The organism is Rhodococcus sp. 24CO (assembly GCF_050586165.1).
Taxonomy (GTDB): domain Bacteria; phylum Actinomycetota; class Actinomycetes; order Mycobacteriales; family Mycobacteriaceae; genus Rhodococcus_F.
On record NZ_JAZFNF010000002.1, the window covers coordinates 210,981 to 227,352 of the forward strand.

Sequence of the window (16,372 nt, forward strand, 5' to 3'; positions counted from 1 at the left end):
ACGAGGGTAAGACAGGTTAAGCGGAAACGATCACCGAGGAGCCATGGCCGAAGAGGCCCTGGTTTGCGGTGATGCCGATGCGGGCGCCTTCGACCTGACGGCCTTCGGCTTGTCCGCGCAGCTGCCAGGTGAGCTCGCACACCTGCGCAAGTGCCTGGGCGGGAACAGCTTCACCGAAGCAGGCGAGGCCACCGGACGGATTGACCGGGATCCGGCCACCGATGGTGGTGTCGCCTGCGCGCAGGAGGTGTTCGGCCTCGCCGCGCTTGCAGAGTGCGAGGTCTTCGATCCAGTCGAGTTCGACGGACGTGGCGAGGTCGTAGACCTCGGCGACGTCGACGTCCTCCGGCGAGATGCCGGCTTCTTCGTACGCCGCGTAGCCGATGGATTCCTTGAACGTGCGCTCCGGAGCCGACACAGCAGAGCTGGAGTCGGTCGAGAAGTTCGGCATGTCCATGATCGTCTGCGGGAATGTCGGAGTGACCGTCGAAATCGCCTTGATGCGAACAGGTTCCGCGATGCCCATCTTGCGGGCGTATTCCATGGACGTCAGCAGGATGGCTGCGCCGCCGTCCGAGGTGGCGCAGATGTCGAGGAGGTGCAGCGGGTTGGATACCACGGGGGATGCCAGCACGTTCTCGACGGTGACTTCCTTGCGGTAACGCGCATTGGGGTTGCTCAGACCGTGCTTCGCGTTCTTCACCTTCACGTTGGCGAAGTCCTCGGCGGTGGCGCCGTACAGATCGATGCGTCGACGCGCATTGAGCGCGAAGTACGCCGGGTTGGTCATACCCATGAGGCGGAAGCGCAGCCAGTCCGGGTCGTCCCACCGCTCACCGGCGACGGGAGCGAGGAAGCCCTTCGGCGTGGTGTCTGCGCCGACGACCAAGGCAACCTCGCTGAGGCCGGCCAGGATTCGGGCGCGAGCGGTGTCGAGTGCCTGTGCGCCCGTCGCGCACGCTGCGTACGACGTGGCGACGCGGGCGCCGTTCCAGCCGAGGGCCTGAGCGAAGGTGGCTCCGGCGACGTATCCGCCGTATCCGTTGCGGACGGTTTCGCCGCCGACGATGAAGTCGACATCCTTCCAGTCCACACCGGAATCAGCGAGGGCGGCGCGAGCGGCGGCAACGCCGTACTTCACGAACGACTGGCCCCACTTGCCCCAGGGGTGCATACCTACACCGAGTACTGCGACGTCCTTGCTCATGACTGCGACTCCTGATCAGCTGCGGCGACAGGCTTCCAGCGCCACGTCGTACGAACTCCGGTTTCGTCGGTGTACAGCGGCTCGACAACCAATTCGACGGTACTGCCCACCTTGAGATCGTCGACGCCGAATCCGTCGGCTACCTGGCCGAGGATGACGATGCCCTCAGGCAGTTCGACGGCGGCCAGTGCAAACGGTACGTACGGGTCGGAGCTGGGGATGTACGGCGGCGGCGGCTGGTACTGCGCGTCGGTGTACGACCAGACCGTGCCCCGGCGGGAAAGTTCGACGTCACCGAACTCTTCACCCGAGCAGCTCGGGTTCTTGCAGAACGTGGTCTCGCGCGGGAAGGAAATGGTGCCGCAGGATTGGCACTTCGTGCCGATCAGAGCCGGGTCGGGGCCGGTGGTGAACCAACCCTCCACCGCAGGTGTCACGCTGCCGCTCGGTGCCGACGTTGCAGTCTCGCTCATGCAAACCTCATCTGGTGGGCGTGCCGGATCCGAGGATCGTGGCCCGCTGTGCCGCTTACTGGAACAGGTTGCAGTATTACACGATAAGCAGCGCAGATGGGGCGAAATTTTCGGTCAGTGGGACGCTTTCCAGAGCTTTCGACGTGGTGGTTTCACCTGGCGTGCAGCTCCGACGATGGACGACACTTCACTCTGGTCGAGGATCTTCTCCCGAACGCGTCCGTGCGCGACGCCGCGATCAACTTCGGCTTTGTCGATGGCATGCCAACCGGCTCGATCGACGACGGCATTCTGTCGCGCCCGGACAAGCCGATCGAGGGCAGCCGTGTCGGGAGCCGGGGTCCGCAGACGTCCATGGTTGAAGTCGTCGACGAGCATCCGGACGGTTTCCTGGGCGCAGGATTTGTTGGTGCCGATGAAGCCGCTTGGTCCGCGCTTGATCCAGCCCGTCACGTACACGCCTGGTGCGTCGCCGACGCGGCCTCCCTCGTTCGGGATAACCGAGGCGCGCTCGTCGAATGGAACACCCGCGATGGGTACACCGCGGTATCCGATGGACGTGAGTACCAGGCCGGCATCGATGGTTTCTGTGTCTCCGGTGGGTTCGATGCGGACAGTCCCGTCGGCGTCGACCAGCGTGTTGCGCTCGAATTCGACCCCGGTCACGTGGTCCTCACCGGAAATCTCGGTTGGCGTCAGAAGGTAGCGCAAGGTGATGCGTTTGCCACCCACTTCGACGTGATCGCGATTCTTCAGCGCTTCGAGGAGCCGGAGTTTCTGCTCGACGGCGTGCGGCAGTGAGTCGGCTTTCTCGGTGATCGGGTCGAGAACCATGTCGTCTGGGCCGACGGACAGTTCGATATCCGGTAGCGCCATCAGGCCGGTGAACTCGGGAACGGTGAAGGCAGACTGCGCAATTCCGCGTCGGCCGACAATCACTACTTCTTCGACCCGACTCTTCCGTAACGCTGCAAGCGCGTGAGCAGAGATGTCGGTGCCGGCCAGCTTTTCGGGATCTGCCGTCAGAATGCGGGCAACATCAAGTGCGACGTTCCCGTTTCCGATGATGACGGCCCGCCGATGTGAGAGGTCGAAGACATCGTCGACATGATCGGGATGACCGTTGTACCAGGCCACGAAATCAGTGGCCGACGCAGTTCCGGGGAGGTCTGCGCCCGGGATGCCGAGGCCGCGGTCGGATGAAGCGCCGACGGCGTAGAGAACGGCATGGTGGTTCTCGAGAAGTTCGTCGTGAGTGAGGTGTTTACCGATCTCGACGTTGAGGTAGAACTCGAAACCCCGCTGCGCGGCGATCTTGTCGAACAGTCGAGTGACCTGCTTGGTCTTCTGATGATCAGGTGCCACGCCGGCGCGAACCAAGCCGTAGGGAACCGGCAGCCGATCGAAGACGTTGACCTGCACACCGGGTTGCGTGAGCAACTCGTCTGCCGCGTACATCGCGGATGGACCGGAGCCGACGATCGCCACTCGCAGCGGTGGACGCCCCTGGTCGATAGTCGCGGCCGGTATCACCTTGGCAAGTAGCGGGCGGGGCCGCTGCTCTTTGTAGAAATCCGCGTTGATCGAGAGGAAAACCCGCTGCGGTTCAGTCAGTTTCGACTCGGGAACAATCGCGTCGACCGGACAGGCGGAGACGCATGCACCGCAGTCGACGCAGGCCTGTGGATCGATGTGCAACATCTCGGCGGTGAGGAAATCCGGTTCGTCCGGCGTCGGATGAATGCAGTTGACCGGGCAGGCGTAGACGCACGAGGCGTCGCTGCAGCAGGACTGCGTGACTACGTGTGGCATGGCGGTTGGGTCCGATCTCGGATTATGCGGCAGCGTTGTGTGCGCTGCGGTGGGGTTCGCTGCGGAAACGTGATGCGCGGCCGTCCATCTTGCAGGCCTTCCACACCAGTCGCGACGCGCGGTTCATCAAACCCGTCTCTGTTGCGAGCATGCGGACGTCGCCGAAGTAGTTGCGCAGCGTCTGACGCGATTCCGGTAGCTCCCAGAACAGGTCCTTCTTGACGGACTTCGGGATGTCGAACTGCTTCCAGAATGTGTTGGGCGGAATCACGATGGCATCACACAGGATTCGCATGGTGATCGGGAAGAGAAGCGACAGGACAAAGCGGCTCGGGCGTGACATCAGCGGGATGCGTCGGCTCAGAAGCTTGTGTGCAAACGAGATATGGCGCGCTTCTTCGGCAACGTGAATTGCCATGACGGATGCCATGATCGGGTGGATATCGCCCCCGGAGCGCAGGATGCTCTTCTGGATGTGGTCGATAGGTTCTTCGCCGGCGAGAACACCCACGAAGAAGAGTTCCGGGAAGGGGCCGGCAGCAAGCGGGATGAACGGCGCCAGCATGCGCATCACGCGATTCATACCCGGAGCGTCGGCGCCGATGCGGTTCACCATTTCCTGGAACATCATGGTGTGGTTGCACTCTTCGACGGACTCGTGAGTGCAGTAGCGAGCCTCGGCCGACTGGTTGGGGAGTGCAAAGACGTACTGCATCATGCCGCGGATCAGGATGTTCTCGAACTGCAGGCCGACCTTCGCGACGTTGGCCTGACGCCACATCCCGATTTCGATCTGCTTGTCGATCGGCTGAGCCTGGTACCACGGGTGGGCGCCAAGCGGATCCGTCTCAGCCGGGAGTATCCAGCGCGTATCGCCGGGCGTGACCGCAAATTCGGGGGCATCCCAGTCGATGTCGAGATACGGATCGAAGTGCTTGTTCACGGATCCTTCGGACAGGAGGCGAAGTGTCTCGTTGTACGAGTGGTCCGATGCTTCCGCGTTCTTGTCGAACGGCGTTGTCAGCGTCATGTGCGTCTCCCTCTTTGTCGCGGTCACCGCTGTTCTTACGTGCGGTTTCGGTGGTATCGAGGGCCGGTTCGTGTGATGGCAGGCACTCGGTCTGGCTTTAATGTAACCACAGGTATCAGGAAAAGCTAGTCCCAGACAGTTCTCGATCGACAAGCGGCTTGAGCTACTGGTGAGTAGCTTTGTGGGCCGACGCTTTGCGTACTCCATCGTGGGCGTTTCCGCGATCTTCGAGCGTATGGACGCGCAATAACTTACTGCTCGGTAATCTCGTCAACCTATAGAAAAGGACAGGCGATGACGATGATCAGCAGGCTGGTGGGCAATTTCGTGTTGAATCCGCCTACGAGGCTTCGTTCGCTGCTTTCGCGCCCCCGCGTCGACCTTTCGGACAAAACCATCGTGCTGACCGGGGCGTCGTCCGGCATCGGGGAGGCAACCGCGCACACGTTGGCCGCGCGCGGCGCCGAGATGATCCTGGTCGCCAGAGGCAGTGACGAACTCGAGCGCGTGCGTGACGACATCCACCGAGAGGGAGGATGGGCCCACGTTCTACCCGCGGATCTCTCGAACGGTGAAAGCGTCGACGAACTTGCCGACGCGATAGCCGACCAGTTCGGGACCGTCGATGTTCTGATCAACAACGCGGGCCGCTCCATCCGCCGCAGTGCCGCCGATTCCGTAGAACGATTCCACGATTACGAGCGCACGATGGCGCTCAACTACTTCGGTCCGGCGCGGCTGACGCTTCGACTCTTGCCGTCAATGCTCGAGGCCGATTCCGGACACATCGTCAATGTCGGGACGTGGGGTGTGAGCGCCGGAGTGATGCCAAGGTTCAGTGCCTATCACGCGTCGAAGTCTGCGCTCAGTGCCTTCGGTCGTAGTCTCGGCGCCGAGTGTCACGGCACGGGGGTCGACGTCAGTACCGTGCAATTTCCACTGATTCGGACGCCGATGATTGCGCCCACCGCCGATTACGTCAACCAACCGGCATTGACCGCGGAGCAGGCAGCGTCGTGGATCCTGCGGGCGATCGAAACGCGTCCGATCGAGTTGTATCCACGCTACGCCGGCCTGCTCAGGGCCATTGGTGCTATATCACCTTCTGCGACAGATGCTTTCGTTCGACGTTCGGGAATCTGAAAGTACTGGCTGTCAAAGTATCGCGAAAATAAATGAGGGCATGGCGTACTTTGAAGACGGCGAATGCGCGCAAACCTTGATCGAGAAATGAAGTAGGGGAACAACCAGTGGCAGACATTCGCCGAAAACCGGCGCGGGTCAGGAAGATTCCGCTGCGTGCTCGCGAAATTCTATCGCGGAACCCAGCCGTCCTGGCGGTCACTGCCGGAATTCTCAGCCTCGTGTGGATGTTCGTTGCAACCTGGTCGGTGGCGCGAGGTAGTGACTATTCGGGAGAGCCGGCCGCGGGCGACCCGGTTGTTCTCATCACGACAGTGCTCATTCTGACTGCCTTGACAGTGGTCGCTTGTTTCCGTCGGAGCCATCCGGTGTGGATGTATCTTCTGACTCTCGTCGGCACCGTCGCTTTGGCCCTGCTGTTCGAGGATCGAGTTGCAGCGACCACTCCGCTGTATTGGTTTGCGATCATTGTCATGGCTGGGAGAACTACCGGAAGTCGCTTGGTGCTACTGACGATTACCGGAATGCTCGCTGATCTGTGGATGACGACCAGATTTCGACCGGGTGACGCTGGTGAAAGCGTGACGCTTGCTCAGGTTCCGGCTGGGGATTTGCCAGAGTTCTTGTTCGCACCCGCTGTGAATATCATGACCAGCTACGCGATCATGATCGTTGTCGGGAAAGTTGTGCAGAGATATCGGGCTCAATCATCCGCCAGTGCCGCAGCCATCGAGCAAATGCAGTTGAACAGCGACGCACGAATTAGTGACGCGATTACAGAGGAACGGCAGAATATGGCGCGCGAACTGCACGACGTCGCCGCTCATCACCTCACTGGTCTGCTCATCCAAGCGAGGTCGGCGGACAAATTGTTTTCATCCAACCCGGTTCAGGCGAAGGCCCTGCTCGGCGGGGTGATCGACCATGGTGATCGCGCACTGAACAGTTTGCGTCAAACTGTGGGGATTCTGCGGTTGGGCGAGGCCGATCCCAAGTACCCCCAACCGATGATCGCCGATATCCCGGAACTTGTGGAGGGATGTCGAGCGTCCATTCCGTCCTTGCAACTCGATCTGGAGGATAGTTTCACCGAACTCGACAGCGCTGTGCAACTGTCGTCCTACCGTGTTGTGCAAGAAGCATTGTCGAATATTCTTCGCCACGCGCCGGAAAGTTCCGCAACAGTGACTGTGCGACGTGAGCGCGATTCGATCAGCGTGGACGTCACCAACATTGCCGACAGAGGAACACCCGCGACAGACGGTCAGAGTCTGGGAATTTCGGGGATGCGTGAACGCGTCACCCTTCTGGGCGGAACCCTTCTTGCCGGACCCAATGACAACGGTTGGACTGTAAAGGCGGTCATTCCCACTGCCGGCCAGATCATCGGATAGTTACCTCCCAATGTGCTCGCGTGTCCGGCCGTAGTCTCGGTGGATCCGCCGGAGATGTACGACAGGCGAGATGTCGTGCTCGAGTGCATCTTCGGCGTGTGCGAGATCGTCTGGGTGCCCGAGCACTTCATATGCGCGAATCCAGAACAGTGCTTGCCCGCTTGCGCCGTGCACGAGGCCACCTTTCCCGGATGGAATCGTCGGTGAGATTCCTGATGGTCGAACGTAGTGTCCTGATTCCGTCGCAGGGCGGCTCTCTGTCCCATGCCCACCCGGTATCGATCCCAGTGGTCACCATTGACGCTGGCACGTCCGACATGGTAGCTATTTAACGAGCGCTAAGTCAGTGGTTGGCTTTGTGCAACACGATCTCGGTCCGGTGCCTGATGCATGTGTCTTGGGTGCCGGACCGTCTCAAATGCACGTCCTCGAAGGGAACGAAGAAGATGACCAAGGCAGTGATTGTCGATGTAGTCCGGATCGCATCCGGCAAGGGCAAGCCGGGCGGGGCACTGTCCGGGACACATCCCGTCGAACTGTTGGCCCACGTGCTTCGGTCGATCGTCGAGCGCAATGGCATCGATCCGGCGCTGGTGGACGACGTCATCGGTGGTTGTGTCGGCCAGGCCGGCGAGCAGGCATTGAACATCACCCGCACCGCCGTGCTCTCGGCCGGTTTCCCCGAATCCGTGCCGGCCACCACGATCGACCGCCAGTGTGGATCGAGCCAGCAGGCAGCACACTTTGCCGCTCAGGGCGTTATCGCCGGGGCGTACGACATCGTGATCGCTGCCGGTGTCGAATCCATGAGCCGCGTACCCATGGGGTTCACCACGATGGGCAAGGACGCATCCGGTCCCGGTATCGCCGCTCGCTACCCCGAAGGCCTGGTCAACCAAGGCATTTCGGCTGAACTGATTGCGGCCAAGTGGAAGTTCGACCGCGACACGCTCGACGCGTTCTCCGCACAGTCCCATCAGCGCGCTGCGGCTGCTGCGGCGCAGGGACTGTTCGACAAGGAGATCGTGCCGATCTCGGTGACCAATGCCGCCGGAGAAACTGTTACGCACACCGTCGACGAGACCGTGCGCGCCACGACCACAGCCGAAGGCCTGGCTGGTCTGAAGCCGTCGTTCTACTCCGAGAAGTACGCAGCTCGTTTCCCGGAAGCACAGTGGTCGATCACTCCCGGCAACTCCTCACCGCTCACCGACGGCGCTTCGGCTGCTCTGATCATGAGCGAAGAGATGGCCTCCAAGCTGGGTCTGACGCCTCGCGCCCGTTTCCACTCGTTCTCCGTGATGGGCGACGACCCGGTCTTCATGCTCACCGCACCGATCCCGGCCACCCACAAGGTCCTTGCTCGCGCAGGACTGAGCATCGACGACATCGACACCTACGAGGTCAACGAAGCATTCGCGCCGGTGCCGCTCGCGTGGGCACACGAATTCGGTGCCGACCCGGCCAAGCTCAACCCGTGGGGCGGAGCCATCTCGCTCGGCCACGCACTCGGATCCTCGGGCACGCGTTTGCTGACGACGATGGTCAACCACCTCGAGGCCACCGGCGGACGCTACGGCCTGCAGACCATGTGCGAAGGTGCTGGTATGGCAAACGCCACCATCATCGAACGCATCTGACACACAACATCTTTCGAAAGGAATTTCACATGATCGTCAACGACAGTGTAGCCGTCGTCACCGGTGGAGCCTCCGGACTCGGCCTGGCCACCGCCAAAGCTCTACTCGCCGACGGCGCCAGCGTCGTCATCATCGACCTACCGTCCTCCAACGGTGAGGCCATCGCCAAGGAACTCGGCGACCGCGTTCGCTTTGCTGCCGCCGACGTCACGGACGAGGCAGCTGTGTCGGCCGCTCTCGATCTCGCGGAGACCCTCGGACCGATCCGCGTCACGGTCAACTGCGCCGGAATCGGCAACGCCATCAAGACAGTCAGCAAGAAGGGCGCATTCCCCCTCGACGCGTTCAAGAAGGTCGTCGATGTCAACCTGATCGGCACATTCAACGTGCTTCGCCTTGCTGCAGAGCGCATTTCGAAGACCGAACCCATCGACGGCGAGCGGGGTGTCATCATCAACACCGCCTCGGTCGCAGCATACGACGGACAGATCGGCCAGGCTGCCTACTCCGCATCCAAGGGCGGCGTTGTCGGTATGACGCTCCCCATCGCCCGCGACCTCGCGTCGCTGCTCATTCGCGTCAACACCATCGCTCCGGGCCTGTTCAAGACACCGCTCCTCGCCAGCCTGCCGGAAGAGGCTCAGGCGTCGCTCGGCACTCAGGTGCCGCACCCCTCCCGCCTGGGTGACCCCAGCGAGTACGGCGCACTCGCAGCGCACATCGTCTCCAACCCCATGCTCAACGGTGAGACGATCCGCCTCGACGGCGCAATCCGTATGGCACCGCGGTAATTTCGGGCGTTACATGACTGGCGAAGCGATGAACGTGGATTCGGTGGCAGCGGACTGGAGGTCCTTCCCGCCGCTGATGATGAGTGAGATCCTGACGGCTTCGCTGGAACTGTTCGACGAGAACGGTTACCACGGCACAACAGTGCGGCAGATTGCCAACCGTGTCGGGGTAACCGTTCCCGCGCTCTACTATCACCACGCGAACAAAGAAGCCGTTCTGGTTGCACTGTTCGACGTATCGATGAGCGAACTGAATACCAGAACCGAAGCGGCAGAGGCAGAAGCCGGCGAAAACCCGGTGGAGCGTTTTGCGTTGGTGGTCGAGGCGATCGTGCTGTACATGACCCACCGGGCGCATCACGCCGCGCTGGATACCGAGATCCGGCATGTCTCCCCGGAAAGCCGAAGCCGATATGCGGCCAGTCGAAAACGGCTCGAGTTGCTGATGCGCAGGATTGTCGGCGACGGTGTGGCGTCAGGAGATTTCTCGGTCACCGATACCGAGGAGACGGTCCGGGCCATACTCGGAATGGCTCAGTCTTTACCACGTTGGTTCCAGACGGGTGGTCCGATGTCACCGTCCCAATTGGCAGAGAAGTACGTCGACATCGCGTTCCATACAGTCGGGTATCGACCGTAAACGAAGGCGGGCAACAGGTTTAAGACCTGTTGCCCGCCTTTCGGTATTTACCCTGAATCAGAGACGCGTGACGTTGAGGCCGCCGTCATGGTAGTCGGCCCGCAGACGCTTCTTGTCGAACTTGCCGACACTCGTCTTCGGAACTTCCTGCACCACAGCCCAGTTCTCGGGAAGCTGCCACTTTGCGATCTTGTCCGAGAGGAACTCTTGCAGTTCGGCCATCGTTGTTGCCGAATCCGCACGCAGGACTACCGCCACCAGCGGTCGCTCATCCCACTTCTCGTCGGGAATACCGATCACAGCTGCTTCGGTGACATCGGGATGACCCATTACTGCGTTCTCGAGGTCGACCGACGAAATCCACTCACCGCCCGACTTGATGATGTCCTTGGAACGGTCCGAGAGGCTGAGGAAACCGTCTGCCGTGATGGATCCGACGTCCCCGGTCTTGAGCCAGCCGTCGTTGAACTTGTCTGCTGCGTCGACGCCGTAATACGACGCCGCGATCCACGGGCCGCGCACTTCGAGCTCGCCAACTGAAACGCCGTCGTGGGCAACAGTTTTGCCGTCATCATCGATGAGGCGTGCTTCGACGGATGCGGGGAAGCGGCCCTGCGAGTAACGGTACTTCCACATCTCGTCGCCGGCGACACCGAGCGGTGGGCGAGCTACGGAGCCGAGCGGCGACGTTTCCGTCATCCCCCACGCGTGCAGGACGCTCACGTTGTGGTCGTTTTCGAAGGCGTGCATCAGTGCCGGCGGAACTGCAGAGCCGCCGATCAGAACCTCTCGCATAGACGAGATGTCCTGGGGATTCTGTTCGAGGTAGAGGTGCAGGCCCTGCCAGATCGTGGGGACCGCGGCGGCGAAGGTCGGCTTCTCGCTGGCGATGATCGCAGCCAACGGTGCCGGCTGCAGGAAGCGATCGGGCATGATCAGCGAAGCGCCGATCATGAACGCGGCGTAGGGAAGTCCCCACGACATCGCATGGAACTGTGGAACGACGGCAAGTGCGCGGTCACCCTGCTTGAGGTTGGGTCCGTCGCTCATGCAGACCTGCATCGAGTGCAGGTAGATCGAACGATGGGAATACACAACACCTTTGGGGTCTCCTGTGGTGCCGGAGGTGTAACACATCGCGGCGGCGCTGCGCTCGTCCAGTTCGGGCCAGTCGAACTCTGTCGGCTGCTCCGCGATCAGACCTTCGTACGTGTGTACCTCAACGCCCGCGGGCGCTTCGAGGCCGGCGGCGGAAGAGCCCGTCACGATGATGTGCTTGACCGTCGTGAGCGAAGGCAATTGGGGTGCGAGCAACGGGATCAGTGACGGATCCACGATGATCACGTGATCCTCGGCATGATTGGCAACGTGGATCAGCTGCTCGGGGAACAACCGGATGTTGAGGGTGTGCAGGACAGCGCCCATTGCGGGGATGCCGAGGTATGCCTCGAGGTGCTCCGAGTTGTTCCACATGAACGTGGCCACTCGCTGATCCCCGTCGACGCCCAGTCCGCGCAGTGCGTGAGCCAGCTGAGCGCAGCGACGTCCCACCTCGGCATACGACGTACGACGCGGACCACTTTCGGTCCAGGTAACAACTTCGGCGTCACCGTGTACGGAGGCTCCGTGCCGCAGGATTTGAGCAATGGAGAGTGGGGCGTCTTGCATCGTGCTCAGCATGGGCTACTCCTGGTTGTCATGCGATCCTGTGCTTTCCAGACCGGTCGCAGTCGAGGGTGTGTGATGCCAGGCTAGTCATATCGCCGGGGCACCGTGTTAGTGACCCACTGCACACTCGAAGAACCATGCGATAACGAGTGCGCCCGGGTCGACGACACCGCGGGCAGCCTCGCCGACATAGCTCGCGCGGCCCCGGCTGGCCACCATGACTTCCGTCGACTCGGCTCCAGTGCGGGCGGCGTCGGAGGTTCGTCGCAACACGTCCGCGCGGGTGGCCTCGAGCCGAACCCCTTCCTCGAGTGCTTCCACGGCGGGGGTTATCGCATCCACCATCGTCTTGTCTCCGGGGCGTGCTCCCCCGAGAGCAGTGATGTTGTCCAGACCTGCGCGTGCCGCTGCGGCAATGGTCGCGAGATCCAGTTCGCCCTCTCGGGCTACTCGGAAGAAATGCCGGAACCAGATGCCGAACAGCGCTCCGGACGTTCCACCCGCATGGCCGAGATAGGCTTGCGAGATGGCATCGAATGTTGTTGGTGCGGAATAGGTATTCCGCATCTCGGTCAAATCCAACTGTTCCAGTGCGGCCACCATGTTGGTACCGAAATCGCCGTCACCCGCCCGACGATCGAGATCGGTGAGGGCAGGTTCCTCGTCGAGGACCTTCTGCGCCCAATCGGCTACCCAGGCTCCGATGTTTCCGTCGGAAGTTGGTGTCGGCGGCGCCGTGTACGAAGGGCCGAAGGATTCCCGCGGACCCACCGCCGAGGAACTTCGTGCCGGCGAATTCGGCCAGGCCGGCGCGGCGCTCGGGGCGTCCCACAGTTCGAGGATCTGATCGTCGACGCGTACCAAGGTGATGGATGCTCCTGCCATGTTCATCGCCGTCACAAATGTTCCGACGAGGGGGCGTTCGATCTGAATTCCCTTCTCGCCTAGATATTCTCCGAGTTCGGCGAACAGCAACTGCAGTTCCAGGGGATGCGTTGCACCCAATCCGTTGACCAGCGCGATGACACGATCTCCATCGGCCAGGTCGAGTGAGTCGATGATCGGATCGGTCAGGCGACGCACCAGTTCGGGAGCAGGCAACGCGTCGATACGCTCGCGTCCTCGCTCGCCGTGGATGCCGATGCCCAGTTCCATCTGGCCAGCGGGTAGATCGAATGAAGGTTCCGTTGAGCCAGGGAGCGTGCACGGCGCCAGCGCGACGGCCATGCTGCGTGCCGATTGGGAGACAAGGCGACCGATCCGGACAACCTCTGCCAAAGACTCGCCGCGCTCGGCCGCGGCACCGCATACTTTCTCCACGACGACGGTGGCTGCCGTACCGCGGCGCCCGGGTCCGTCGCCGTCAGCTCGTTCGGTTGCCACGTCGTCCTCGACGAGGACGACATCGGCATCGATGTTGTCTTCCCGCAGTAATTCTCGTGCGATACCGAAGTTCAGGACGTCGCCGGTGTAGTTCTTCACGATGTGGAGGACACCGCCGCCGGCGTCGACGGCTTTGGAGGCCTCGTGAATTTGCAGTGCGTTGGGTGAGGTGAAAACCAAGCCGGGGCAGACCGCGGTGAGCATGCCTGCGCCGATGAATCCAGCGTGCATGGGTTCGTGACCGGAACCGCCGCCGGAGACGAGCGCTACCTGTCCGTGGGGAAGTGGCACCGCGCGAGTGAGATATCCGGGGTCGGGATTCCACGCGATGTCGTCAGTGGATGCAATCAACCCGCGGAGTGCGTCGGGAACAAATGTCTTTGCGCTGCGCATGAACATCACTTCAGAGTAGGTCTAACGTCGAGTTCGGGCACGGATCGTGATCGACGAGAGGTGGACGGCATGAAATTGGGGTTGGTACTTGCCGGTGGCGGCGTTGCGGGAATCGCCTGGGAAACCGGTTTTCTGCTGGGCGTTCAGGACAAGTCGGCGGACGCTGCCGCAGCGCTGCTGGCGGCGGACGTGTTGATCGGCACTTCTGCAGGTTCCACCGTGACTGCTCAGATTGCGGGCGGCGCGACACTGCAGGAGCTTTTCGACGCACAAACAGCGGATGCGACCGCTGAGATCGATCCGAAGGTCGATGTCGAGGTCCTCGGACAGATGTTCGTCGATGCGATCGCAGGTTCCGAGGATCGGTCCGAACAACTACGTCTACTCGGAGAGGCCGCGATGAGTGCGGACACCGTCGAACCGGGCGTGCGTCGTGCGGTCATCGAGGCAAGGCTGCCCAATCGGTTGTGGCCCGACCGGGAGTTGCGCATCCCGGTGATCGACGCGGAGACCGGTGAATCGAGGGTCTTCGGCAGTTCGGCCGGCGTAGACCTGATCGACGCAGTCGGAGCGAGTTGCGCCGTCCCCGGTGTGTGGCCGACGGTCATGATCGACGGGCACCGGTACATGGACGGCGGAATGGCGAGCGGATCGAATGTTCATTTGGCCGCGGACTGCGATGTGGTCGTGGTTCTTTCACCCGCCGCTGATCCCGCCCCGAATCTGCTGGGCGGCAGCCTACGAGAGAAATCGACGCGATGACGCAGTCGCGGGTACTGCCGATCTTCGCCGACGATGCCGTCGTGGAAGCGATCGGAACCAACTCCCTCTCGCCGACAACCAGGCGCCCGGCAGCTGAACTCGGCCGAGAACAGGGCCGTCGAACAGCCGACGAGATCGCCGCGTTTCTGGTGACGGCATGAGTGGGGCTCGGATTGCCGTGGTTCTGCGTCCGGAGCTGCCCCCGGAGGATCTGATCCAGCTTGCCAGGTGTGCCGACGAAGTCGGTATCTACGAGGTCTGGCTGTGGGAGGACTGCTTCTTCGGTGGAGGAATAGCCACTGCTGCAACTGTATTGGCCGCAACTTCGCGGCTGGGAGTGGCGATCGGTGTGCTGCCGACGCCGATGCGCAACACCGCGATCACGGCGATGGAGATTTCGGCGCTGGCCAGAATTCATCCGGGTCGACTACGGGTGGGCTTCGGCCACGGTGTTCAGAGCTGGATGCGGCAGATCGGCGCCAAGGTCGAATCGCCGTTGACACTCCTGCGTGAGCAGTTCGGTGCAGTCGAGCGGCTACTGCGTGGTGAGTCGGTGACGGTGTCCGGTAGGTACGTGAATCTCGACGACGTGACGCTGGCGTGGCCGCCGGAGAAGATGCCGGAGCTACTCGTCGGAGCCACGGGGCCAAAGACTTTGGCGCTCAGTGGCGAGTTGGCGCAGGGCACGGTGTTGTCGGGAGGGACGACGCCGGACGGCGTGCGCCGGGCGATCGATCACATCGGAGCGCAGGATCACGATGTGGTCGTCTACGTCCTCTGTGCCTTCGGTTCGGGCGGTCGTGAGCGCGCGTTGGCCGAGGCCGCAGCGTCCGGTAGCGAGTCGCCGGAGGATGCGATTGCCGTGGGTACAGCCGCCGACGTCGCGGCAGCTGCACGGCGGTGGGCGGACGCGGGCGCAACCACCGTCGTACTTCAACCCACTGTTGACGAGCCAGATGTTCGGGAGTTCATTCGTCTTGTCGCGCAGGAGGTTCAACCGCTGTTGGTATAGGTCAGAAGGTCACTCTGGCCAGGACCGTGTCGATGTCGGCAGTGCTCACGTCTCGGTGCGTCACGAACCGAACCTTCCCGGCGACGGTGACGGCACCGACGTCGGCAGCGGCCAGCTGAGCAACGGTGGCCGACGGATCGGCTGTGGCGGCGAGAACGATGTTGGTGGCGGGTTCGTCGACAGCCCAACCGCGCTCACGAAGCCCCGACGCTAGGCGCTGCGCATTGTCGTGATCGTCGGACAGTCGGGCCTGCGAGCGCAAGGCCACGATGCCGGCCGCGGCAAGCACGCCGCCCTGACGAACGCCGCCACCGAGCATCTTGCGAATCCTTCGGGCTTCGGTGATCAGTTCGGGTGACGCGGCCAGTATCGACCCGACCGGCGCGCCGAGTCCCTTGCTCAGGCACACCTGCACGGTATCGGCGCCGGTAGTCAGCTCGGCAGGTGAAACATCCAGTGCAGCAGCCGCATTCCAGAGACGGGCACCGTCGAGGTGAATGTTCAGGCCGCGCGAACGGGCTGCCTCGACCAGCGCCGCCCATTCGGCCGGATTCATGACGGCGCCACCGGCGAAGTTGTGGGTGTTCTCGAGGCAGAGCAGCGTGGTGTTCAACGTGAAATACGGACCGGGGGAGCCTGCGGCCTTCAGAACTGTCTCGGGGCTGGGCCGTCCGGGTCCGCCGTCGTGCGGCAGCGCCATTGGCATCCCCTGGGCGAGCCAGGCGGCAGTGCCCAACTCGGAACCCAGGACGTGGGAGTGCTCCGGCGCCAGGAACTGATCACCCCGGCGGAGGTGCAACATCAGCGCAATCAGGTTGCCCATCGATCCACTCGGTACCCACAAGGCGGCCGGAAAGCCCAGAGTATGTGCGACCTCTTCCTCGAGTGCTGCCATGGTCGGGTCGTGATCGAGGACGTCGTCACCGACCTCTGCGTCGGCCATGGCCTTGCGCATCTCCGCGTCAGGTTTGGTGACGGTGTCCGAGCGTAGGTCGATGTACGACGAAGTCATGACTCATTCGAT

General features: G+C 62.3%; 13 protein-coding genes and 1 pseudogene. 7 read left to right on the forward strand and 7 right to left on the reverse strand.

Translation table 11 applies throughout. The features are described from left to right. Nucleotides 1-16: 16 nt before the first annotated feature. The 4 genes from V2B23_RS05175 to V2B23_RS05190 all read right to left on the reverse strand — a co-directional run bounded on the left by V2B23_RS05175 (nt 17) and on the right by V2B23_RS05190 (nt 4,522). Nucleotides 17-1,207, reverse strand: coding sequence for a lipid-transfer protein (locus tag V2B23_RS05175; protein ID WP_033233703.1), 1,191 nt, complete (start codon nt 1,205-1,207; stop codon nt 17-19). Continuing rightward, nucleotides 1,204-1,680, reverse strand: a complete 477-nt coding sequence (locus V2B23_RS05180; RefSeq protein ID WP_430949366.1) for a Zn-ribbon domain-containing OB-fold protein — start codon at nt 1,678-1,680, stop codon at nt 1,204-1,206. The genes V2B23_RS05175 and V2B23_RS05180 overlap by 4 nt, the downstream gene beginning before the upstream one ends. A 114-nt stretch (nt 1,681-1,794) precedes the next feature. Continuing rightward, the gene (locus V2B23_RS05185; RefSeq protein WP_430949367.1) at nt 1,795-3,492 is read right to left on the reverse strand and encodes an FAD-dependent oxidoreductase; all 1,698 of its coding nucleotides are present in this window, start codon (nt 3,490-3,492) and stop codon (nt 1,795-1,797) included. A 22-nt stretch (nt 3,493-3,514) separates the two neighbouring features. Beyond that, nucleotides 3,515-4,522 (reverse strand): AurF N-oxygenase family protein, encoded by a 1,008-nt coding sequence (locus tag V2B23_RS05190; protein ID WP_430949368.1) that lies wholly within the window; start codon nt 4,520-4,522, stop codon nt 3,515-3,517. Between the two features lie 294 nt (nt 4,523-4,816). On the opposite strand from V2B23_RS05190, the gene V2B23_RS05195 reads away from it, so the two are divergent. The 5 genes from V2B23_RS05195 to V2B23_RS05215 all read left to right on the forward strand — a co-directional run bounded on the left by V2B23_RS05195 (nt 4,817) and on the right by V2B23_RS05215 (nt 10,130). Beyond that, nucleotides 4,817-5,665: an SDR family oxidoreductase gene (locus V2B23_RS05195; RefSeq protein ID WP_430949369.1), complete on the forward strand. Its 849-nt coding sequence runs from the start codon at nt 4,817-4,819 to the stop codon at nt 5,663-5,665. Nucleotides 5,666-5,892: 227 nt separating this feature from the next. Then, nucleotides 5,893-7,059 carry a sensor histidine kinase gene (locus V2B23_RS05200; protein ID WP_430949370.1) on the forward strand — a complete coding sequence of 389 codons (1,167 nt, stop codon included), beginning with the start codon at nt 5,893-5,895 and terminating at the stop codon, nt 7,057-7,059. 446 nt (nt 7,060-7,505) lie between these two features. Continuing rightward, nucleotides 7,506-8,699 carry a thiolase family protein gene (locus V2B23_RS05205; RefSeq protein WP_430949371.1) on the forward strand — a complete coding sequence of 398 codons (1,194 nt, stop codon included), beginning with the start codon at nt 7,506-7,508 and terminating at the stop codon, nt 8,697-8,699. A 29-nt stretch (nt 8,700-8,728) separates the two neighbouring features. Next, on the forward strand, nt 8,729-9,490 hold the full coding sequence (locus tag V2B23_RS05210) for a 3-hydroxyacyl-CoA dehydrogenase (protein WP_045065589.1): 762 nt from the start codon (nt 8,729-8,731) through the stop codon (nt 9,488-9,490). 13 nt (nt 9,491-9,503) lie between these two features. Further along, nucleotides 9,504-10,130, forward strand: coding sequence for a TetR/AcrR family transcriptional regulator (locus V2B23_RS05215; RefSeq protein ID WP_430949372.1), 627 nt, complete (start codon nt 9,504-9,506; stop codon nt 10,128-10,130). 57 nt (nt 10,131-10,187) lie between these two features. On the opposite strand, the gene V2B23_RS05220 is transcribed toward V2B23_RS05215, so the two are convergent. After that, complete coding sequence (locus V2B23_RS05220; RefSeq protein WP_430949373.1) at nt 10,188-11,810, reverse strand: long-chain fatty acid--CoA ligase; 1,623 nt, start codon at nt 11,808-11,810, stop codon at nt 10,188-10,190. A gap of 96 nt (nt 11,811-11,906) precedes the next feature. Then, nucleotides 11,907-13,580, reverse strand: coding sequence for a dihydroxyacetone kinase family protein (locus V2B23_RS05225; protein ID WP_430949374.1), 1,674 nt, complete (start codon nt 13,578-13,580; stop codon nt 11,907-11,909). 63 nt (nt 13,581-13,643) lie between these two features. Here V2B23_RS05225 and V2B23_RS05230 point away from each other — a divergent pair. Further along, nucleotides 13,644-14,497: pseudogene (locus tag V2B23_RS05230) on the forward strand (patatin-like phospholipase family protein). Then, nucleotides 14,494-15,348 carry an LLM class flavin-dependent oxidoreductase gene (locus V2B23_RS05235; RefSeq protein ID WP_430949375.1) on the forward strand — a complete coding sequence of 285 codons (855 nt, stop codon included), beginning with the start codon at nt 14,494-14,496 and terminating at the stop codon, nt 15,346-15,348. Before V2B23_RS05230 ends, V2B23_RS05235 begins: the two are co-directional and overlap by 4 nt. Before the next feature lies 1 nt (nt 15,349). Here the strand turns inward: V2B23_RS05235 and V2B23_RS05240 are convergent, their stop codons facing one another. Further along, entirely contained in the window at nt 15,350-16,360 is a 1,011-nt protein-coding gene (locus tag V2B23_RS05240; RefSeq protein ID WP_430949376.1) for a threonine aldolase family protein, read from the reverse strand. Nucleotides 16,361-16,372 lie beyond the last annotated feature (12 nt).